The sequence below is a fragment of the Streptomyces sp. NPDC047130 genome (assembly GCF_040643475.1).
GTDB lineage: Bacteria > Actinomycetota > Actinomycetes > Streptomycetales > Streptomycetaceae > Streptomyces.
Genome location: NZ_JBEYUK010000031.1, coordinates 1 through 20,133, shown reverse-complemented (window position 1 = coordinate 20,133; position 20,133 = coordinate 1). Strand labels below are relative to the sequence as shown.

The 20,133-nt window shown below is 74.1% G+C and carries 19 protein-coding genes; 13 read left to right on the top strand and 6 right to left on the bottom strand.

The features are described from left to right. The first annotated feature begins 113 nt into the window (after positions 1 to 113). On the top strand, positions 114 to 830 hold the full coding sequence (locus ABZ836_RS26950; protein WP_361146322.1) for a DedA family protein: 717 nt from the start codon (positions 114 to 116) through the stop codon (positions 828 to 830). Positions 831 to 836: 6 nt separating this feature from the next. On the opposite strand, the gene ABZ836_RS26945 is transcribed toward ABZ836_RS26950, so the two are convergent. Continuing rightward, positions 837 to 1,370, bottom strand: coding sequence for a gamma carbonic anhydrase family protein (locus tag ABZ836_RS26945; protein WP_356138927.1), 534 nt, complete (start codon positions 1,368 to 1,370; stop codon positions 837 to 839). A 138-nt stretch (positions 1,371 to 1,508) separates the two neighbouring features. On the opposite strand from ABZ836_RS26945, the gene ABZ836_RS26940 reads away from it, so the two are divergent. The 3 genes from ABZ836_RS26940 (at position 1,509) to ABZ836_RS26930 (ending at position 3,909) form a co-directional block, all read left to right on the top strand. Further along, on the top strand, positions 1,509 to 2,354 hold the full coding sequence (locus tag ABZ836_RS26940) for an acyltransferase (RefSeq protein WP_361146319.1): 846 nt from the start codon (positions 1,509 to 1,511) through the stop codon (positions 2,352 to 2,354). A 57-nt stretch (positions 2,355 to 2,411) separates the two neighbouring features. Then, a complete protein-coding gene (locus tag ABZ836_RS26935; protein ID WP_361146316.1) occupies positions 2,412 to 2,987 on the top strand; it encodes a YbaK/EbsC family protein in 576 nt (191 codons plus the stop codon). Positions 2,988 to 3,123: 136 nt separating this feature from the next. After that, a complete protein-coding gene (locus ABZ836_RS26930) occupies positions 3,124 to 3,909 on the top strand; it encodes a DedA family protein (RefSeq protein ID WP_361146313.1) in 786 nt (261 codons plus the stop codon). 134 nt (positions 3,910 to 4,043) lie between these two features. Here ABZ836_RS26930 and ABZ836_RS26925 read toward each other — a convergent pair whose 3' ends face one another. Continuing rightward, a complete protein-coding gene (locus tag ABZ836_RS26925; RefSeq protein WP_361146310.1) occupies positions 4,044 to 4,697 on the bottom strand; it encodes a TetR/AcrR family transcriptional regulator in 654 nt (217 codons plus the stop codon). 141 nt (positions 4,698 to 4,838) lie between these two features. Here ABZ836_RS26925 and ABZ836_RS26920 point away from each other — a divergent pair, with 141 nt between their 5' ends. Continuing rightward, complete coding sequence (locus tag ABZ836_RS26920) at positions 4,839 to 5,399, top strand: NAD(P)H-dependent oxidoreductase (protein WP_356138936.1); 561 nt, start codon at positions 4,839 to 4,841, stop codon at positions 5,397 to 5,399. A 143-nt stretch (positions 5,400 to 5,542) separates the two neighbouring features. Continuing rightward, the gene (locus ABZ836_RS26915; protein ID WP_361146307.1) at positions 5,543 to 6,430 is read left to right on the top strand and encodes an oxygenase MpaB family protein; all 888 of its coding nucleotides are present in this window, start codon (positions 5,543 to 5,545) and stop codon (positions 6,428 to 6,430) included. Between the two features lie 100 nt (positions 6,431 to 6,530). Here the strand turns inward: ABZ836_RS26915 and katG are convergent, their stop codons facing one another. Beyond that, positions 6,531 to 8,759 carry a catalase/peroxidase HPI gene (gene katG, locus ABZ836_RS26910; RefSeq protein ID WP_361146304.1) on the bottom strand — a complete coding sequence of 743 codons (2,229 nt, stop codon included), beginning with the start codon at positions 8,757 to 8,759 and terminating at the stop codon, positions 6,531 to 6,533. Positions 8,760 to 8,789: 30 nt separating this feature from the next. Continuing rightward, a complete protein-coding gene (locus tag ABZ836_RS26905) occupies positions 8,790 to 9,224 on the bottom strand; it encodes a Fur family transcriptional regulator (RefSeq protein ID WP_356138941.1) in 435 nt (144 codons plus the stop codon). 227 nt (positions 9,225 to 9,451) lie between these two features. Here ABZ836_RS26905 and ABZ836_RS26900 point away from each other — a divergent pair, with 227 nt between their 5' ends. The 4 genes from ABZ836_RS26900 to ABZ836_RS26885 all read left to right on the top strand — a co-directional run bounded on the left by ABZ836_RS26900 (position 9,452) and on the right by ABZ836_RS26885 (position 14,829). Beyond that, positions 9,452 to 10,861, top strand: coding sequence for a hypothetical protein (locus ABZ836_RS26900; RefSeq protein ID WP_361146301.1), 1,410 nt, complete (start codon positions 9,452 to 9,454; stop codon positions 10,859 to 10,861). A gap of 180 nt (positions 10,862 to 11,041) precedes the next feature. Continuing rightward, positions 11,042 to 12,313, top strand: a complete 1,272-nt coding sequence (locus ABZ836_RS26895) for a MoxR family ATPase (RefSeq protein WP_361146298.1) — start codon at positions 11,042 to 11,044, stop codon at positions 12,311 to 12,313. Further along, positions 12,310 to 13,731 carry a VWA-like domain-containing protein gene (locus ABZ836_RS26890; protein WP_356138947.1) on the top strand — a complete coding sequence of 474 codons (1,422 nt, stop codon included), beginning with the start codon at positions 12,310 to 12,312 and terminating at the stop codon, positions 13,729 to 13,731. Before ABZ836_RS26895 ends, ABZ836_RS26890 begins: the two co-directional genes overlap by 4 nt. A gap of 93 nt (positions 13,732 to 13,824) precedes the next feature. Next, a complete protein-coding gene (locus ABZ836_RS26885) occupies positions 13,825 to 14,829 on the top strand; it encodes a WGR domain-containing protein (RefSeq protein ID WP_361146295.1) in 1,005 nt (334 codons plus the stop codon). Positions 14,830 to 14,900: 71 nt separating this feature from the next. Here the strand turns inward: ABZ836_RS26885 and ABZ836_RS26880 are convergent, their stop codons facing one another. Continuing rightward, entirely contained in the window at positions 14,901 to 15,356 is a 456-nt protein-coding gene (locus ABZ836_RS26880) for a MarR family transcriptional regulator (RefSeq protein ID WP_356138951.1), read from the bottom strand. A 174-nt stretch (positions 15,357 to 15,530) separates the two neighbouring features. Here ABZ836_RS26880 and ABZ836_RS26875 point away from each other — a divergent pair, with 174 nt between their 5' ends. Together ABZ836_RS26875 and ABZ836_RS26870 are read left to right on the top strand one after the other, a co-directional pair. Beyond that, positions 15,531 to 16,748 (top strand): MFS transporter, encoded by a 1,218-nt coding sequence (locus tag ABZ836_RS26875; protein ID WP_361146291.1) that lies wholly within the window; start codon positions 15,531 to 15,533, stop codon positions 16,746 to 16,748. Positions 16,749 to 16,928: 180 nt separating this feature from the next. Continuing rightward, on the top strand, positions 16,929 to 17,756 hold the full coding sequence (locus ABZ836_RS26870) for an aldo/keto reductase (RefSeq protein WP_361146288.1): 828 nt from the start codon (positions 16,929 to 16,931) through the stop codon (positions 17,754 to 17,756). Positions 17,757 to 17,798: 42 nt separating this feature from the next. On the opposite strand, the gene ABZ836_RS26865 is transcribed toward ABZ836_RS26870, so the two are convergent. Beyond that, positions 17,799 to 18,926 carry a peptidoglycan bridge formation glycyltransferase FemA/FemB family protein gene (locus ABZ836_RS26865; protein WP_361146285.1) on the bottom strand — a complete coding sequence of 376 codons (1,128 nt, stop codon included), beginning with the start codon at positions 18,924 to 18,926 and terminating at the stop codon, positions 17,799 to 17,801. A gap of 161 nt (positions 18,927 to 19,087) precedes the next feature. Between ABZ836_RS26865 and ABZ836_RS26860 the strand changes: the two genes are divergently transcribed. After that, positions 19,088 to 19,501, top strand: coding sequence for a CoA-binding protein (locus ABZ836_RS26860; RefSeq protein WP_356138959.1), 414 nt, complete (start codon positions 19,088 to 19,090; stop codon positions 19,499 to 19,501). The last annotated feature ends 632 nt before the right edge of the window (positions 19,502 to 20,133 follow it).

Here is a 20,133-nt window from a genome sequence, read left to right as displayed (position 1 = left end):
GACGCGGGTGCGGGCACGGATGCCGATGCCCCCCGCGTCACGGTGGACAACGACGCGCCCCGGTCCTGTGGCGACCGGACGAACCGGCGGCAGACGCAGGAAAGAAGGCACAGGTGCACGTCCAGGAATGGCTCGAGACGGTGCCGGCGGGCGCGGTCTACGCGTTGGTGGGCATCGTCATCGGACTGGAGAGTCTGGGGATCCCGCTGCCCGGTGAGATCGTCCTGGTCTCCTCGGCGCTGCTCTCCTCCCAGCACTCGGACATCGATCCGCTGATCCTGGGCATCTGCGCCAGCGCCGGCGCGATCATCGGCGATTCCATCGGTTACGCCATCGGACGCAAGGGCGGCCGCCCGCTGCTGGCCCGGCTGGGTGCGCGGTTCCCACGGCACTTCAGCGAGGGGCACGTCGCCGCGGCCGAGAAGTCGTTCGACAAGTGGGGCATGTGGGCGGTCTTCTTCGGACGGTTCGTCGCGCTGCTGCGCATCTTCGCGGGCCCGCTGGCGGGCGTGCTGCGGATGCCGTACTGGAAGTTCCTGATCGCCAACGTCAGCGGCGGCATCGTCTGGGCGGGCGGCACCACGGCGGTGATCTACTACGTCGGCATCGTCGCCGAGGCCTGGCTGAAGCGGTTCTCCTGGGTCGGGCTGGTCCTCGCGGTGGCCGTCGGCATCACGTCCATGGTGCTGATGAAGCGCCGGGCCGCGCGGATGACGGTCTCCGCCACCGACGACGGCCGGACGGCGGCGGAGCCGGCACCATCCGCACCGGCATCCGCACCGGCGGCGGGGCCGGCCGGGCGGGAGCCCGAGCCGGCCGCCGAGCGCTGAGCCGGTTCAGTCCCCCGCGTGGACGGCGCGGTGGGTCCGCGCCAGTTGGGTGTAGTGCGCCGCGTTCAGTTCGAGGCCCTCGCGCTCCTCCTCGGTGAGCTCCCGCCGCACCTTGGCGGGCACGCCCGCGACCAGGGAGCCCGGCGGCACCCGCATGCCCTGCGGGACCAGCGCCTGCGCGGCCACCAGCGAACCCGCCCCGATCACGGCGCCGTTGAGCACCGTGGCGCCCATGCCGATCAGGCAGTCGTCCTCCACCGTGGCGCCGTGCACCACCGCGTTGTGGCCGACGGAGACGCCCCGGCCGATGGTCACCGGGAAGCCCGGGTCGACGTGGAGCGTGCAGTTGTCCTGGATGTTGCTGTCCTCGCCGACGACGATCGGGCCGGCCTCCGACCGCAGCACCGCCCCGTACCAGACGCTCGCGCCCCGTCGCAGCGTCACCTCGCCCAGCAGGACGGAGGTCGGCGCCGCGTAGGCGTCCTCCTCCAGCACCGGTTCCTTGCCGCCGATGCCCGCGATCAGTGCCTGGTGCGTCATAGCCCCTCCTCGTGGTGCCCGCCTCGTGGCCGCCTCGTGGCGGCCGTCCGTGCCCGGCACGTTATGCCACCGGCGCTGGGGTGAAGATCACAGGTCCCCGGCCGGGCCGCCGTCCGGCGCGCTGGTTACCGTGAGCGGGTGCCCAAGAGCCAGAACTCCCTCACCGCGTGGCGCCGCCGCCTCGTGCAGCGCGGCGTGCACGCCGCCTGGGCGTGGGTCCAGCGCGCCGGATCGGTCTCCGCCGAACAGCCGGGGCGCCTGCGCTTCCGCTCCATAGGCCCGCACACCAAGCTGGCCTTCCCCCTCGGCACCGTCTTCGGCGAACCGTGGATCGAACTCGGCTCCTACTGCATCATCGGCGAGCAGGTCACCCTCACCGCCGGTCTGATGCCCGACCTGGACCTCGGCACGGAGACGGTGCTGCGCGTCGGTGACGGCGTGGTGCTCGGACGCGGCAGCCACGTCATCGCCGACGCCCCCGTCTCCATCGGCGACGACTGCTACTTCGGGCCGTACGTCTACGTCACCTCCACCAACCACTCCTACGACGATCCGCACCAGCCGATCGGCAAGCAGTGGCCGCGCGCCGAGCCGGTGGAGATCGGCCCCGGCTGCTGGATCGGCACCGGCGCGGTGATCCTCCCTGGCGCCCGGATCGGGCGGAACGTCGTGGTCGGCGCCGGCTCGGTGGTCCGCGGCGTGGTGCCCGACCACTCGGTGGTCGTCGGCGCCCCCGCCAAGGTCGTCCGGCGCTGGACCTCCGACCTGGGCTGGCAGCCGCCGCTGCGCACGCCGCCCCCGTCGCCCATCCCCGCCGACGCCACCCCCGAGCAGCTGCTCGCGCTGGCCACGCTCGACGAGGAGACGCTGGCCCGGCTCGCCGAGCTGGACGAGGAGCAGGCCGCGCGCCTGGCCGGACCCGCCGACGGGCGGTCCGCCCGGCCCGCGGGCGCCGAGCGCGTGCGGGAGCCCGCCGCGGAGTGACCCGCCGGGGAGCGAACCCCCGGCGAGGCGGGAGCGCCCCTTCGGTACCGTGCCGCCATGCGCGCACCCATCGGAACCTTCGATTCCGCCCGCCCCGCCCCCGAGTGCCTGGACGAACTCGTCGCCCCGGTCGCCGACGCCGTCCGCCGGTGGAAGGGCGACGTGCCGGCGGAGAGCATCGTCTACGTCGACACCGACCCGGAGAAGGCGGACACCGCAGTCTTCGTCGAGCACTACGGGCGCGACCTGCTGGAGGCGTCCGCCAACTGCGTCGTGGTCGCGGGCAGGAGGGGCGGGGAGACCAGCCTCGCGGCCTGCCTGGTGCTGTCCACCACACGCGCGGACGTCAACGGCGTGGTGCGGCGGCGGCTGGGCGCGCGCAAGGCGTCGTTCGCCCCGATGGAGACGGCGACCGGGCTCACCGGAATGGAGTACGGAGGGATCACCCCGGTCGGCCTGCCCGAGGGATGGCCGCTGCTGGTGGACGCGGCCGTGGCCGAGCTGCCCTACGCGCTGGTGGGCAGCGGACGGCGGCGGGGGAAGCTGCTGGTGCCCGGCCCGGCGCTTGCGGAGCTGCCGGGGGCCGAGGTGGTCGAAGGGCTGGGCCTGCCCGCCGGGGGTAACCGGGAGTGATGAACGGAGGCGGGCGGCCCGGTGTGCGGAACACCACCGAGTGCCGCGGCCGCCCGCCCCGCCGTCTCGACCTCGGGTTTCCTAGGGTGGAGACAGACCCCTGTTCCCTGCACGGCCCGAGCGGCCCGGAGACTCCATGCACCTTTCGTCCTTGGCCGCCGCGGAGCAGGACCGCCCGGGCGGCATCGCCGGCTGGGCCGTCGACCTGGTGGAGACCCTGGGCGGTCCGGGAGCCGGGCTGGCCATCGCGCTGGAGAACCTCTTCCCGCCGCTGCCCAGCGAGGTGATCCTGCCGCTCACCGGCTTCGCCGCGGGGCAGGGCGTGCTCAGCCTGGCGTCCGCGTTGTTCTGGACCACCCTCGGCTCGGTGGTGGGCGCGCTGGTCCTCTACTGGATCGGCATGCTGCTCGGCCGGCGGCGGATGTACGCCGTGTGGGACAGGCTGCCGCTGGTGAAGACCTCCGACCTGGAGCGGACCGAGGAGTGGTTCGCCCGCCACGGCACCAAGGCGGTGTTCTTCGGCCGGATGGTGCCGGTGTTCCGCAGCCTGATCTCGGTACCGGCCGGGCTGGAGCGGATGCCGCTGCCGATCTTCCTCGGGCTGACCGGACTCGGCAGCCTGATCTGGAACGCCGCGCTGGTGCTGGCCGGCTACCTGCTGGGCGACCGCTGGGAGCTCGTCCAGAGCTACGTGGGCGTGCTGTCCAAGGTGGTGCTGGGGCTCGCGGTGGTGGGCCTGGTGGTCTGGATCGTGGTCCGGGTGCGGCAACGGCGCGCCGGGACGGACGGCGACGACTCGCGTGACGCCTCGCACGGCGACTCGCGCGGCGCCCCGGGGGCGGACTCGGGCGGCGACGACCGGTCCGGCAACGGCGAGCGGTCGGGGAGCGAGGACCGGTCCGGGCGCGGCGACCGCGCCTGAGGCCGCCCGGCCCAGCGTGAGGCGACGGCCCAGCGTGAGGCGACGGCCCTGCGCGGGGTGACGACCCCGCGCCACCGCCGGGGGCCGGTCGGCGCCACGTTCCCGGTCCCGGGTGCCGGATCCCCGGTGCCGGGTCAGGAGGCCAGGCGGGCGACCAGGTGGTGCCAGGTGTCCTCGACGCGTTCCAGCGCCATGCCGCAGCCGACCGTCAGGTGGTGGGTGAGCGAGGTGCTCAGGAAGGCCAGCAGCGTGTGGGCGAGCAGCTCCACGTCGCCCTCGGCGCCGTGCTCCCGCAGCAGATGGGCCAGATGGGTGTGACGCAGCTGGTGCGGCGCGCTGCTGAGGTGGCGCAGCGGATCGGTCTGCAGGGCGAGGAAGAGCTCCTGGTGGCAGGCCTCGTGGCGCAGCACGGCGGGGCCGAAGGCGTGGAGCCGCTCGAGCGCCGGGGCGCCCGGCCCGACCGGCGGGGGACCGGAGAGGAACGCGGCCTGGAACTGCTGCTCGCGGTGGTCCAGGAGGGCGAAGAGCAGGCCCGTGCGGTCGCCGAAGCGGCGGAAGACGGTGCCCTTGCCGACGCCGGCCGCCTGGGCGACGGCCTCCATGGTGAGATGCGCCACGCCGAGCTCCGCCAGCAGGCGGGTGGCGGCGTCCAGCAGCCGGGCCCGGTTGCGGGCCGCGTCCGCCCGCAGCCCGCACGGCCCGCCCGGCGCGTCCGCCGCCGACCGCCCCGTCGCGGCGTCGGCGACGGCGAGGGGCTCGCCCGATGGCGGCGGTACGGCGGTGTCCATGAGCTTCACAGTACCGCAACACGACCGAAGTGGACCGTGGTCCGGATAGGTGGTACAAATTTGAACGAGAGCTGGTCCTGCCGGCTCCTGGGGCGGCCCGACCTGCCGCCACCGGTTCGTACCGTCTTTCAGGGAGTGCTCATGTCCGTCCGCATCCTCGCCCTTGTCGGCAGCCTCCGTGCCGGCTCGCACAACCGCCAGCTCGCCGAGGCCGCCGCCAAGCACGCCCCCGAGGGTGTGGAGGTCCAGATCTTCGAGGGTCTGGCCGAGGTGCCGTTCTACAACGAGGACATCGACGTCGAGGGCTCGCTGCCCGAGGCCGCCGCCCGTCTGCGGGAGGCCGCCGGCTCCGCCGACGCCTTCCTCCTCTTCACCCCGGAGTACAACGGCACCATGCCGGCCGTGCTGAAGAACGCCATCGACTGGCTGTCCCGTCCGTTCGGCGCCGGCGCCCTCACGGGCCGTCCGACCGCCGTCGTCGGCACCGCCTACGGCCAGTACGGTGGCGTCTGGGCGCAGGACGAGGCCCGCAAGGCCCTCGGCATCGCCGGCGCCGCGGTCGTCGAGGAGCCCAAGCTGGCCATCGCCGGCTCGGTCGTCCGCTTCGCCGAGCTGCACCCGGCCGACGACACCGAGGCCGTCGCCGGTCTGACCGAGGTGCTGGCCCAGGTCGCCGAGCGCAGCCGCGCCGTCGCCGCCTGACCGGCGTCCCGCGTCGCACCGCGTCCCGCATCGCACCGCCCGACGGCGGCACGGTTCCCCCGTGCCGCCGTCGCGGCGTTTCCCGCGGACCGACCGGGCCCGTCCGGGCCTTCCGGAAGCCGCACCGCACCGAGGAGACACCCATGAGCGCGACACCGTCCGTCCCCACCCCGGCGCGGGTGCGGGCGCCGCTGCCCGGGGGACCGGTGTGGCGGATCTTCGGCGACGTGCGGTCGCTGCTGCTGGCGCCCGAACTTCTGCTGCTCCAGGTGGCCCACCCGGTGGTGGGTGCCGGGGTCGCCGACCACAGCACCTTCCGGGCCGAGCCCTGGCCCCGGCTGGGCCGCACCCTGATGTCGCTGAGCACGGTGATCTACGGGGGGCAGGAGGCGGCCACGGCGGAGGCCCGGCGGCTGATCGGCGTGCACGCCGACATGAAGGGCGTCGACTCCTCCGGCCGCCGCTACCACGCGCTGCACCCCGAGGCCTACCACTGGGTGCACGCCACCCTGGTCCAGGCCCCGGTGGACGCGATGCGGCTCTTCGGCCGGGAGCTGGGCGAGGCCGAACTGGCCGCCTACTACGGCGAGATGAGGGACGTCGGAAGGGTCTGGGGGCTGAAGGAGCACCATCTGCCGCCGGACTGGGAGGCGTTCCGCGCGTACTACGACACGATGGTGGCCGACCGGCTGGAGACGAACCGCTCCGTACGCGACGTGCTCGACGCGCTGGCCGCCCCGGCCAGGCCCGCCCCGTGGATTCCCGAGGCGCTGTGGCGGCCGGTGGGCCGGGCGGCCGGACGCGCCGCGCTGTTCGTGACCGTCGGCGTGCTGCCGCCCGCGCTGCGGGAACGTTTCGGCCTGCCCTGGTCCGCGCGCCGGGAGCGGTGGCTGCGGCGGCTCGCCCGGGTGGTGCGGGTGGTGGTCACGCCGCTGCCGGTGCGGCTCCGGGTCGCGCTGGGCGGCGTGCTGGCCCGCGAGGCGGGACGCCGTCGGCGGGCGGCGGAGGCCGGGAACTCTCCGGGCGCCTGACGGCCCGTCCCGGCAGGGGACACGGGAACGCCCCCGCCCGGCCTCGCGGCCGGTCGGGGGCGTTCCGGGCTCCGCCCGGAGCAGGCCGGAGCGGGCCGGATCAGACCAGGTCGAAGCGGTCCGCGTTCATGACCTTGTTCCACGCCTTGACGAAGTCCTGGACGAACTTCTCCTTGGCGTCGTCGCAGGCGTAGACCTCGGCGAGGGCGCGCAGCTCGGAGTTGGAACCGAAGACGAGGTCGGCACGGGTGCCGGTCCACTTCTTCTCGCCCGTGGCGTCGTCGAACGCCTCGAACAGGTTGCTGTCGCCGTCCACCGGCTTCCACGTCGTGCCCAGGTCGAGCAGGTTGACGAAGAAGTCGTTGCTGAGCTTGCCCGGGGCCTCGGTCAGGACACCGTGGGCGGAGTCCTGGTAGTTGGCGCCCAGGACGCGCAGGCCGCCGACGAGGACGGTCAGCTCGGGCGCGCTCAGGGTGAGCAGGTTGGCGCGGTCGAGCAGCAGGTGCTCGGCCGGCAGGCGGTTGGCCTTGCCGAGGTAGTTGCGGAAGCCGTCCGCCTTCGGCTCGAGAGCGGCGAAGGACTCGACGTCCGTCTGCTCCTGCGTGGCGTCCACGCGGCCCGCGGTGAACGGGACCTCGATGTCGAAGCCCGCCTCCTTGGCGGCCTGCTCGACGCCGACGGCGCCGGCCAGGACGATCACGTCGGCCAGGGAGACCTGCTTGCCGCCGGAGAGGGAGGCGTTGAAGGACTCCTGGACGCCCTCGAGGGTGCGCAGGACGGTCTTGAGCTTCTCCGGCTCGTTGACCTCCCAGTCGATCTGCGGCTGCAGGCGGATGCGGGCGCCGTTGGCGCCGCCGCGCTTGTCGCTGCCGCGGAAGGAGGACGCGGAGGCCCACGCGGTGGAGACCAGCTGCTGCACGGTCAGGCCGGCCTCGGCGATCTTGGCCTTGAGGGCCTGGACGTCCGCCTCGTCGACGACCTCGAAGGTGCGCTCCGGCAGCGGGTCCTGCCAGATGAGGACCTCGGAGGGGACCTCCGGGCCGAGGTAGCGCTGGACCGGGCCCATGTCACGGTGGGTCAGCTTGAACCAGGCGCGGGCGAACGCGTCGGCGAAGGCCTGCTCGTCCTCGAGGAAGCGGCGCGAGATGGGCTCGTAGATCGGGTCCATGCGCAGCGCGAGGTCGGTGGTGAACATGATCGGCTGGTGCCGGACACCCTCGAGGTGGGCGTCGGGGACGACCTTGCCCGCACCGTGCTTCGGACGCCACTGCAGGGCGCCGGCGGGGCTGCGGAACTGCTCCCACTCGTAGCCGAACAGGATCTTGAAGTACTCGTTGTCCCACTTGGTGGGCTCGTACGTCCAGGCGCCCTCGAGACCCGAGGTGATGGTGTCCGCGCCCTTGCCGGTGCCGTGGCTGTTCTTCCAGCCGAGGCCCTGCTCCTCGAGGGCGGCCGCCTCCGGGTCGTCGCCGACGGAGTCCGCCGGGCCGTTGCCGTGCGCCTTGCCGAAGGTGTGACCACCGGCGATCAGGGCGACGGTCTCCTCGTCGTTCATCGCCATGCGGCGGAACGTCTCGCGGATGTCGCGGGCGGCGGCCAGCGGGTCGCCGTTGCCGTTGGGGCCCTCGGGGTTGACGTAGATCAGACCCATCTGGACCGCGGCGAGCGGCTCCTCGAGGTCACGGTCGCCGGAGTAGCGCTCATCGGCGAGCCAGGTGGTCTCCGGGCCCCAGTACACGTCCTCGTCGGGCTCCCACACGTCCGCGCGGCCACCGGCGAAGCCGAAGGTCTTGAAGCCCATCGACTCCAGGGCGACGTTGCCCGCGAGGATCATCAGGTCGGCCCAGGAGATGGCCTTGCCGTACTTCTTCTTGACCGGCCACAGCAGACGGCGGGCCTTGTCCAGGTTGACGTTGTCCGGCCAGCTGTTCAGCGGGGCGAAGCGCTGCTGACCGGCGCCCGCGCCACCGCGGCCGTCGGTGATGCGGTAGGTGCCGGCGCTGTGCCAGGCCATGCGGATCATGAAGGGGCCGTAGTGGCCGTAGTCCGCCGGCCACCAGTCCTTCGAGTCGGTCATCAGCTCGGCGAGGTCCTGCTTGACCGCGGCCAGGTCGAGGCCCTTGAAGGCCTCGGCGTAGTCGAAGTCCTCACCCAGCGGGTTGGCGACCGCGGGGTTCTTGGCGAGGATCTTGAGGTTGAGCCGCTCCGGCCACCACTGGCGGTTGCCGCCGCCCGCGGTCGGGTGAGGGGCGCGCGCGCCGTGCGCGACGGGGCAGCCGCCCGTCTCCGCCTTCGGCTCGGTGACGATAGCGTCGTGGTTCTCAGTCATGTCTGTCCTTCTGGATCAGGCGATCACGGCTCAGGTGCTGCGAGCTGTGGAACAGGCGGGGCACAGGCCCCAGTAGGTCACCTCGGCCTCTTCGATGACGAAGCCGTGGTTCTGCGAGGCGGTCAGGCAGGGCGCCTCGCCGACCGCGCAGTCCACGTCGGCGACCGCTCCGCAGGAGCGGCACACGACGTGGTGGTGGTTGTCCCCGACCCGCGCCTCGTACCGGGCCGGGCTGCCGGCCGGTTCGATGCGGCGGACCAGTCCCGCGGCCGTCAGCGCGTGCAGCGCCTCGTAGACGGCCTGGGTGGACACGTGGCCCACGCGCTCGCGGACGCCGGAGGCGATCGCCTCGGCGCCGAGGTGGTCACCCGCCCTGACGGTTTCGAGCAGCGCGACGCGGGCTGCCGTCACCCGCAGGCCGGCGCCGCGCAGTTCCTCGGCGGGCGAGGCGGGGTGTGCGGTCATGGTCACGAACCTTACCCTGCTTTAGGCGAGAGGTACAGAAAGACGAGTCATTCCAGTTTGGAAATCCCGTTTCCGGGATGTTTTGTCCCTTATTAAGTGGTATGTGCCCGCTCGGCCGGGCCCGGAAAAAGTGGCTGACGGATCGTCGGAAGGCGGGTATCGTTCGCGGCGATGAAGACCACCTGTGTTCGCAGATTGGGGGTCCCGTCCGCGCAAGGTGAGTGCTGATGCCCACCACAACCGCGAACGGACGACTTTCCCTCTGGCGGCGCGTGCGTGCCTACGCCGTGCCGCCCTCCATGATCGAGACCGCGACGGCCCGCCGTGAGACCGGCGACTGGGCGGGGGCCTGCGCCGCCGCACGGGTCGACGTCGATGTCGACCTCCCCGCCGTTTCCCGCCGCCACGGGCGGGAGTTCGCCGCCCGCCTCCGGGCCGACCTGCGCAGGCTGGCGCCCGACCTGCTGCGCTGGCACCTGCCGAGGGTCGCACCGGACGGACTGCTGCGCCCCGGCCTGACGCTGCCGCTCGCCCGTTACGACGGGGCCGGTGCCGACGCCCGTGACCCGCTGCGTCTGGTGGTGCGCACCGACCCCGCCTGGGCGGACGCCGGACAGCGGATCTCCCTGCTCCTGTGGGACCCCGCCGCCCCGGACGCCGCGGCCCACCGCCATCCGCACCCCGCGCCGAGCCGCCGCTACCGGCTCGACCTGCACCGTCACCTCTGGGACGCGAGCCGGGCGGGCGAACTGCCGGACCGGTCGACGGCCCCGGCGGACTTCGCGGACACCGCGGACGTCCTGGGCGGGCGGCTGCGCGCCCTCGCCGAGGAACGCCGCTGCGCGGTGGGCCGCTGGGCCGAGGAGGCGGGCATCCTGCTGGCCGACGGGGGCGCCACCGCGGGCAGCGTGGTGGTGCGGCTCGGCGGCCGCGGCCGCCTGGTGCTGGACGTGGCCCGCGACGAAGGCGGTGCCTGGCGGATCGCCGAGGCGCGCGAGGCGCGGGGCGCCCCGGCGGGCCTGCCGGTCCTGCCCGACGCGGCGACCTGGGTGCCGCCCGACCTCGACCTGCTCGCGGCCGGTCTCGTCGCGCCGCACGACCTCCATCCGCTGGTGGCCTCCGCGCTCGCGCCCGGACACCGGCCGGAGCCCGGCGCCCCGCCCGCGGGCCGGGCGGGGGAGCCCGGCGTGGTGGAGTGCCGCGGCGCCCTGCACCGGATCGCCCAGGTCGACGGCGTGCTGACGCCGCTCGACCACGATCCGGCGGAGCTGCGCCGCGAGGAACTCCTGGCCGCGCTGGGCGGACCACCGCTGCCCTGCCTGCGGGCCGTCGACGCGGCGCACCGCAGCCCCGCGTGCCTGCCCGGCGTCCAGGAGCGCCTGGCGCACGGAGACGTCGAGGGCGCTCTCGACGTCGTGACGGCCCTGCTCGGGCCCCGAGCGGTGCTGCGCGAGGGGGAGTTGCTCGACGCCCTCCAGGCCGTGACGGAGCGTCGGACCGTCCACGGGCTGTTCCGGGCCGGGCTCTTCGAGCCGGGCCGGCTCCGCGGCGTGCCCCGCCACCACCAGTCGGGCAGGGTCGCCCCCTCCTACCGCCGCGCCGTGCGGCGCCGAGACCGCGAAGCCGCCACCGGCTGAATCCCGCGCGCACACCCGCCGTCCCGCTCTCCCCGCCCGCACCCCGCACCCCGCTGCGCCGCGGCCTCGCCTGGTCCATGCCGCGTCCTTGCCGCGTCCATGCCGCGCCGGTGTCGCGTACGTGCCGCGTACGTGCCCGTCGTTCCGGCCTCGCCCCGCCCCGCCCCGAAGGAGTTGGTCATGACCACAGCCACCCTGCCCGCCGCCCCGGCGACCGCCCCGGCCACCACCCCGCTCGCCGTAGCCTCCGCCCTGCTGGGCCTGCTCGGCGACACCGAGACCGAAGTCCGCCGCGACCCTCAGCTGGAGGCGCTGACCCTCGCCGTCGCCGCCGACCTCCCGGTGCTGCTGTGGGGGGAGCCGGGCATCGGCAAGACCGCCGCCGTCACCCAGCTCGCCGAGGAACTGGACCTGCCGCTGACCACGGTGATCGCCAGCGTCCACGAGCCCTCCGACTTCTCCGGTCTGCCCGTCGTCGGGGACGACCCGGCGGCGCAGGGCGTGCCGATGGCTCCGCCGGACTGGGCGGTCCGCCTGGTCCGGCAGGGCCGCGGGCTGCTCTTCCTGGACGAGCTGTCCACCGCGCCGCCCGCCGTGCAGGCGGCGCTGCTGCGGCTGGTGCTGGAACGCCGCGTCGGCGCCCTCCGGCTGCCGCCGGAGGTCCGCATCGTCGCCGCCGCCAACCCGCGGGCGTCCGCCGCCGACGGGTGGGAGCTGAGCGCGCCGCTCGCCAACCGGTTCGTCCACCTCATGTGGGCGCACGACCCCGACGTGGTGGTCCGCGGCCTGGGCGGGGTGTGGCCGCGGGCCACCCTGCCCCGGCTGGACCCCGCCGCCCTGGTGCCGGCGGTCGACCTCGCCCGGCGTGCCGTGTGCGGGCTGCTGACCGCGCGTCCCAAGCTGGTCCACCAGCTGCCGGCCGCCGAGACGCGGCGCGGCGGGGCCTGGCCCTCGCCCCGCACCTGGGACATGACGCTGCGGCTGATCGCCTTCGCGACCGCCGCGGGCGCCGACCGTGACGTGCTGTCCCTGCTGGTCAGGGGCACGGTGGGGGACGGCCCCGGGCTGGAGCTGCTGGCGAGCATGGACCGGATGGACCTGCCGGACCCGGAGGACGTCCTCGCCGACCCGGCCGGGGCGGAGCTGCCGCAGCGGGGCGACCTCCGCCAGGCCGTGCTGGACGGCGTGGTGGCGGCCGTGCGGAAGCGGCCGACCAGGCAGCGGTGGGACGCCGCCTGGGCCGTGCTGGTGCGGGCCATGGAGACGGGCGCCCCCGACCTGGTGGTGGTGCCCGCGACCACGCTGGCCACCCTGCGGCAGGACGAGTGGGACGTGCCGGCGGCGATCGAGCGGCTGGCCGGAGCCGTCGAACTCTCCCGCGGCGCCGACCGGGCCGCGGCACGGGCCGCACGGAGGGTCGCCGACGCCGCGAAGGCGGAGGCGTCGCGATGACGAGGACCACCGGCACGCGGGCGAACGCGGCCACCCCGCAGTCCACCCCGCGGTCCACCCCGCAGTCCACCAAGAAGGTCAGCGCCAGGCCGAGCGACCTGGCCCGGCTCGGTCCCCGCCCCCGGCCCGCAGCGCAGTGTCCGGCCGACCCGCCACGGCCGTCCCCGGGCCCGCCACGGCCTGCCCCCGCGCCGCCGTGCCACGAACCCCTGGACCTCGACAAGCTGTTCACGGCCCGGCTGCAAGCCGCCCGGGCCCGCCCCTACCTGGCCTCGGCGCTGTACGCGCTGCACGTCGTCGAGTCGTCCAAGGTCCCCACCATGGCCGTGGACCAGTACTGGCGGTGCTACGCCTCCCCGGCGTTCGTGGCGGCCACGCCGGTCGAGGAACTGGCCTCCGTCTGGGTGCACGAGGTGTCCCACCTCCTCCGCGACCACCACGGACGCAGCGACCGGTTGGCCCGCGCGCACGACCTGACCGGGCCGGGGGACCGGTTCCGGATGAACATCGCCGCCGACTGCGAGATCAACGACGACGCCTTCGGCGACGGGCTGGTGGAGCCGCGGGGAGCCGTCACCCCGCGGTCGCTGGGACTGCCCGAGGGCGGGGTGATGGAGGAGTACGTGGAGAGCTTCCGGCTCGGCCGGCACACCCTCCCCTTCTCCTGGCTGGACTGCGGCAGCGGCGCGGACGGCGTGGTCCGGCCCTGGGAACTCGGGCCGGACGGCGCCGACGGACTGAGCGACCAGGAGCGGGACGCCGTGCGCTTCCGGGTCGCGCAGGGCATCACCGCCCGGCCCGGGCGGACCCCGCGCACCTGGCGGCGCTGGGCCGACGAGGTGTTCCACGCGCCCCAGCCGTGGCGGGCGCTGCTGGGCGCGGCGATCCGCTCGGCGGCCACCGGATCCGGGGCCGGCCAGGACTACACCTACGGCCGGCCCTCGCGCCGCTCGTCCGGGCTGCCCGGCGTGGTGCTGCCGAGCCTGCGGCGCAGGCCGCCGCGGGTGACGGTGGTCATCGACACCTCCGGGTCGGTGAGCGACCTGGAACTCGGCAGCGCGCTGCTGGAGGTGGCCGCGATCACCCGCGCGGTGGGCGGTCGCGGCGACCTGGTGAGCGTGGTCAGCTGCGACGCCGCAGCGCACCGGGTGGGGCCGATGTGCCGGGGCGAGGGCATCCCGCTGCTCGGTGGCGGCGGCACCGACCTCCGCGCCGGTTTCACGACGGCCCTGCGGGCCCGCCCGCGTCCCGACGTCGTGGTGGCCCTCACCGACGGCCAGACCCCGTGGCCCGAGCACCGGCCTCCGTGCCGCACGGTCGTCGGCCTGTTCCCGCGTGCCCCGCGCTGGTCGGAGGACGACCCCGACCGCATCCCTGACCTCCCGCCGGACTGGGCGCGGGTGGTGGAGATCGGATAGCGGGGGCGGCGCGGGAGATCGGTGACCACGCCGCAGGCGAGTGAGGCGCCCGGCCCGCGCGGGGCCGTCGGCCCTGCCTGGCACACTGCCCCGGTGGAGAACGTGAGCGGCGTGGGGGAGTGGCAGCGGTTCGAGCGGCACGCGGACGGCCGGACCGAGTACCGGGAGGTCCGGCAGGAGGGCATCCGCTGCCACCTCCGGTGGGGGATCGTCGGCGGGAACGGCACGGCGATGACGGTCACCCGCGACGACGAGCGGGACGCCCGCCGCCATGCCTCCCGCAAGGCACGGGAGTACCTGCGCAAGGGCTTCACCGCGACGGAGGCGGTCGCCGGCACGGAGTCGGCCCCCGACGCGGGTGCCCCCGGGGAGCAGGGTGCCCGGGAGAGGCCGGGTGCCGACGACCGGCCGCTGCTCGGCGACCTCCCGGACGCGGACGGCTTCCTGCCGGTGGACGGCTTCGAGGCGATCCACCGGCGGCGTCCGGCGACCGCCGCCCCGCGGGCCGGATTCCACGAGTACCTGGTCCTCGGCGACGACGGGCGCCGCGCCGTCCGGTTCGCCGTGGGGGCCGCCTCGCACGACCCGGAGGCCGTCGCCGCGTTCCTCGCCTTCCTCGACACCCGCCGGGACCTGCCGTTCGACGGCGGCTCCCACCACAAGGTGCGCCTGCCCGCCCCGGCCGGCCGTTTCACGCACGCCCTGTTCCGCTCACCGGCCCTCACCGGGTCGGGCGACGCCCGGGTGGCGAGCGCCCACCCCGTCTTCGACTGTGAGATCGGCGACGCGGACACCGAGGTACTGGTCGACGCGCGGACGACCGGACACGGGGCGATACGCCTGGGCGACTGGGACCGTGAGCCGCGCCCGGTGGTGGACCTGAGGTACGCCGTGGAGCCCTCCTTCCACCGGCCGGCGAGGAAGAAGTTCCTGGTCTTCCGGACCGACGACCTGCGCAGCCTGCTGGCGGCGCTCCCCGGTGCCACCCCCGGGAGCTGGCTGGAGGTCCGCTCGTACCGCGGCGGGACGCGGCGGTTCACGCCCGCGACGGCACCCTCCTACGAGGCCCTGCTGCCGTTCCTCCTCGGCACCGGCTGAGCGCCAAAGGCGCTGCGGCGCCCGGCCGCGCCCCCCGCGCGGCCGTGCGCGGGCCGGGCGCGTGGGGCGTGTCAGACGGTGGTGCGCGCCGACTCCACCACCCGCACCAGAGGCTCCAGCCGAGGGTCGCGGGCGGCCTCGTCCAGCGCCTCCCGCAGGGCGGCGTCGTGCGTCGGCCGGGCCTCGGCGAGCAGGGCGAGGCCGGCGTCGGAGACGTTGGTGTAGATGCCCCGCCGGTCCGTGGGGCACAGGTAGCGCGACAGCAGTCCGCGGTCCTCGAGGCGGGTCACCAGCCGCGTGGTCGCGCTCTGGCTCAGCACCACGGCGTCCGCGACCTGCTTCATCTGGAGATGGCCGCCCTCCCCGTCGTGCTGGCGGCTGAGCACGTCGAGCAGCGAGTACTCCCGCGCGCTCAGGCCGTGGCGCTGCAGGGCGCGCTCGAGGTGGGACTCGATCCTGCCGTGCAGCAGGGACAGCGCGCACCAGCCGTCTGCGAGGGCGGTGAGCGAGGGATCGGTCGCGGTCACGCTGACCTCCAGCTCGGGCTTGCGGGCGGACCCGCGGGAAGCGCGGGCGCTCCCACAATCCTTCCACACGGCGGTAACCCTGGGCCAGATTTAGCCCGCGCTTGCAATTAAAGCGCGTCTGCAATTATTGTTCTAGCTCGTTACCACCCCTCACAACGACTGGGAGATCTTCCCATGCCTCTCGCGCTCCTGGCCCTGGCCATCGGGGCCTTCGGGATCGGCACCACCGAGTTCGTGATCATGGGCGTGCTGCCCCAGGTCGCCGGTGACTTCGGCGTCTCCATCCCGACCGCCGGGTGGCTGGTCACGGGCTACGCGCTCGGCGTCGTCCTCGGGGCGCCGCTGCTGACCGTGCTGGGCACCAAGGTGTCCCGCAAGAAGATGCTGATGTTCCTGATGGGCCTCTTCGTGGTCGGCAACGCGCTCTCCGCGGTGGCTCCCGCCTTCGGACTGATGCTGGCCGGCCGGATCGTCGCCTCCCTGGCGCACGGCGCCTTCTTCGGCATCGGCTCCGTGGTCGCCGCCGACCTGGTCGCCCCGCACAAGCGGGCGTCGGCGATCTCGCTGATGTTCATGGGCCTGACCGTGGCCAACATCGTCGGCGTCCCCGGCGGCACCTACCTCGGGCAGGCGGCCGGCTGGCGGGTCACCTTCGCCGCCGTGGCCGCGCTCGGCGTGGTCGGGCTGCTCGGTGTCGCCAAGCTGGTCCCCGAGGCCGGCCGGCCCCCGGCCGCCGACGTCCGCGCCGAGTTCGCCGCCTTCCGCAACGTCCAGGTGTGGCTCGCCATGGCGATGACCGTCCTCGGCTACGGAGGGGTCTTCGCCGCCATCACCTACATCACGCCGATGATGACCGAGGTCACCGGGTACGCCGAGGCCTCCGTGACCTGGCTGCTGGTGCTGTTCGGGCTCGGCATGTTCCTCGGCAACCTGGCCGGCGGCAGACTGGCCGACCGCGCGCTGATGCCCATGCTGTTCACCGCCCTCGCCCTGCTCTCGCTCACGCTGCTGGCCTTCACCTTCACCGCACAGCACAAGGCGCTCGCGGCCGTCACCCTGACGCTGATCGGCGCGCTGGGCTTCGCCACCGTGCCGCCCCTGCAGAAGTGGGTGCTCGACCAGGCGTCGGCCGCGCCCACCCTGGCCTCCGCCGCCAACATCGGCGCCTTCAACCTCGGCAACGCGCTGGCCGCCTGGCTGGGCGGCCTGGTGATCGCCGGCGGACTCGGCTACACCGCCCCCAACTGGGTGGGCGCGATCCTGGCCGCCGTCGCCCTCCTGCTCTTCCTCCTCGCCGCGCACCTCGACCGTCGTGCGCGGGGCGGGGACCCGGCGGGCCGTGTGGTCGCCGGGTCCGGGCGGGCGGCACAGCCGGAGCCGGCCCGCCTCTGACACCGGACCTTCCAAGAGCCGCCGGGAGCGGCGACCTGGCATCCCGCCGGCCGCCTCGACACATCGCCGCTTCCAGGCTTCGGCGCCGCAACACCAGGGCACCCCACCAGCCCACCAACCCACCAGCCCGACATCTCGACAGCCCGGCATCTCGACCAACGTCTCTGCGAGGAACGCACCATGACCCCCTCCGTCCCCGCCGTCACCCTCAACAACGGCGTGACCATCCCCCAGCTCGGCTTCGGCGTCTTCCAGGTCCCCGACGAGGAGACCACCGCCGCCGTCACCGCCGCGCTCGATGCCGGTTACCGCTCCATCGACACCGCCGCGATCTACGGCAACGAGGCCGGCGTCGGCAAGGCCCTCGCCGCCTCCGGCATCGCCCGCGAGGAACTGTTCGTCACCACCAAGTTGTGGAACACCGACCAGGGATACGACGCCACCCTCCGGGCCTTCGACGAGAGCCTCGCCAAGCTGGGCCTCGACCACGTCGACCTGTACCTGATCCACTGGCCCACCCCGGCCCGCGACCTCTACCTCGACACCTGGCGCGCCTTCGAGCGGCTGGCCGCCGACGGCCGGATCCGTGCCGCGGGCGTCTCCAACTTCCGGCCCGCGCACCTGCGCCGGCTGCTGGACCACAGCTCGCTGGTCCCCGCCGTCAACCAGGTCGAGCTCCACCCCGGCCTCCAGCAGGCCGAACTGCGCGCCGCGCACGCGGAGCTGGGGATCGCCACCGAGGCGTGGAGCCCGCTGGCCCAGGGCGCGGTGCTGGAGGACGAGGCCGTCGAGACCCTCGCCCGCCGGTACGACCGGTCGCCCGCGCAGATCGTGCTGCGCTGGCACCTCCAACTGGGCAACATCGTGATCCCCAAGTCGGTCACGCCCACCCGGATCGCCGAGAACATCGACGTCTTCGGGTTCGCCCTCACCGAGGAGGAGATGGCCTCCCTCGCCGCCCTCGACCGCGGGCTGCGCACGGGGCCGGACCCGGACACCTTCAACTGACGCGCCCTCGCCCGCGCGGCGCCCGAGGGGCCGGAGGGCTCCTCAGGCGCCGCGGTGCGCGATGTAGAGGTCGAGCGCCTTGTGGAGGACCCTGCTGATCGGGAAGTCCCACTCCCCGAGGTACTCGACCGCCTGCCCGCCCGTGCCCAGGCGGTGACGGAGCAGCGCCAGGTGCTGCTCTTCGCCCGCGACGGCGTCCCTGATGCCCCGCAGGTCGTACAGGTCCGCGCCCATCTCGTGGGCGTCCGCGATCATCCGCCACTGCAGCGCGTGGTCCGGCGACACGTCCGTGCGGTCGGAGGGCGCGGCGCCGTAGGCGTGCCACACATGGTCGCCGACCGCGAGCATCAGGGCGGCGGCCTGGTCCTCGCCCTCGTACCGGGACAGGTAGAGCCGCATGCGGTCCGGGTGCTCGTTGCGCAGGGCGATCCACATGCGCCGGAAGTAGGGGAGCGGGCGCGGCAGGAAGCCGTCCCGCTCCGCGGTCCGCGCGTAGAGACGGTGGAAGGCCGGCAGTTCCTCGTAGCCGCCCCGGACCACCTCCACCCCGGACCGCCACGCCTTCTTGGCGCTCCTGCGCCACTCCTGGCTGAAGCCCTGCTGGACCTCCTTGAGCGGACGCCCGCGGAACGGCACCTGGAACACGTACCGGGGCTGGTTCACGGCGGCGCTGTCCTCGCCGTCCGCGGTGACCGGGCGCCAGCCGAGCCCCTGCAGCCGCTCCGCGAGCTCCACCGCCGCCGGGTCCTCCTCGGAGGGCGGCGCCTCCCGCAGCCACCGCACCTCCGGGTCGCTCACCGCGGCCCGCAGGGCCGGGGCGTCCCAGCGCCGGACGACCACGGGCGGGCCCATCCGCACCGTGAAGGCGCCGAGGTCGCTGAGGTAGTCGATCATGGGCCGCAGCCAGTCCTCGAGGTCCGGCGAGGCCCAGTCGACGACGGGCCCCTCAGGGAGGTACGCGAGGTAGCGCCGCACCTTGGGCAGCGGGCGCAGCAGCACCAGCCCGGCGCCGACCAGCCGGCCCCGGTCGTCGAACCACCCCAGCGAGGCCGGACGCCAGTCGCTCTTCACCTCGCCCCAGGAGGGGATCTGCAGATGGCTCACCGACGACTGCCGGGCGACGAAGGCCAGGTGCTCCTCGCGGGTGATGGCTCGCAGGAGGTACTTCATGGTGGTGCAGCGCTCCTTTGTTCGAGCACAGGGTATGCGGAAGGGAATGCCCCCGCCTCACCCGCCGTTCGACACCGTGAAGCCCGACGAAGCCGCGACGAAGCCCCGACACAGCCCCGGGCGAAGCCGCGACGAAGCCCCCGACGACCAGGAGGAACCCCATGAGCGACGGCACCACGGACACGGTCCGCAGGATCCTGACCGAGCGGGGTGACACCTGGGCGGTCGTGGGCCTCTCCAACAACCGCGACCGCGCCGCGTACGGCGTGGCGCAGGTCCTGCGGCGCTTCGGCAAGCGGGTGGTGCCGGTGCACCCCAAGGCGGAGACGGTTCACGGGGAGCAGGGGTACCCCTCCCTCGACGCGATCCCCTTCGACGTCGACGTGGTGGACGTCTTCGTCAACTCCGACCTGGCCGGCGCGGTCGCCGACGAGGCGGTCGCGATCGGCGCCAAGGCGGTGTGGTTCCAGCTCGGGGTCGTCGACGAGGCGGCGTACGAGCGGGTGCGGGCGGCGGGGCTGGACATGGTGATGGACCGGTGCCCGGCGATCGAACTGAGGTCCCCCCGCCACTGAGCTGCCGCGCCGACCACTCGGGTCGAAACCCCCACTCCGTCACCGCGGGCGTCACAGGAGCCCGGACGGCCAGGGCGGGTTTTCCGCTCATGCCGTTGGGGCGGGGGCGGATGCCGACCTCTTGTCCCCGGGGGAGCATCTGCTGCTGAGACGGCGTTCCTGTGGTGGCGCCGTTCGTCGAGGAAAGCATCACGGATCTGGCGGAGTGTGGTGCGGGACGCATGGCGGGCGGTGTTCCGGCGGGTGGCCCGCGGATGGGGGTGATGCCTCGGTGCGCGGGGCCGACGTTGCCGGCCCGGACACCCGAGGGCGTGATCTCGGACCCTGTCATCGACCGCTCGTCCGGTCGGCGGAGCGCTCGGACGGCGTTCTCGCAGAGGTGGCCGGAGCGCCGTGGACGTTGAAGCCGGGTGTCCGGCCGGTGGAGTGGGGGACAACACCTGGTCGCCGGGGCAGAGGACGAGGAGCGGCAGTCGTTGTCCCGTGGCCGAGGTCGTCGCTCCTGCGAGCAGAGTACTGCCGGCGTCCGGCCGCGCGCTTCGCCGTGAACTCACTCCCAGTGAACACTTCTTCACGGAGCGTGTACAGGGGGTGCGTAGCCGCACGTCGTCACTCTGTGCCGGGTTGACGTA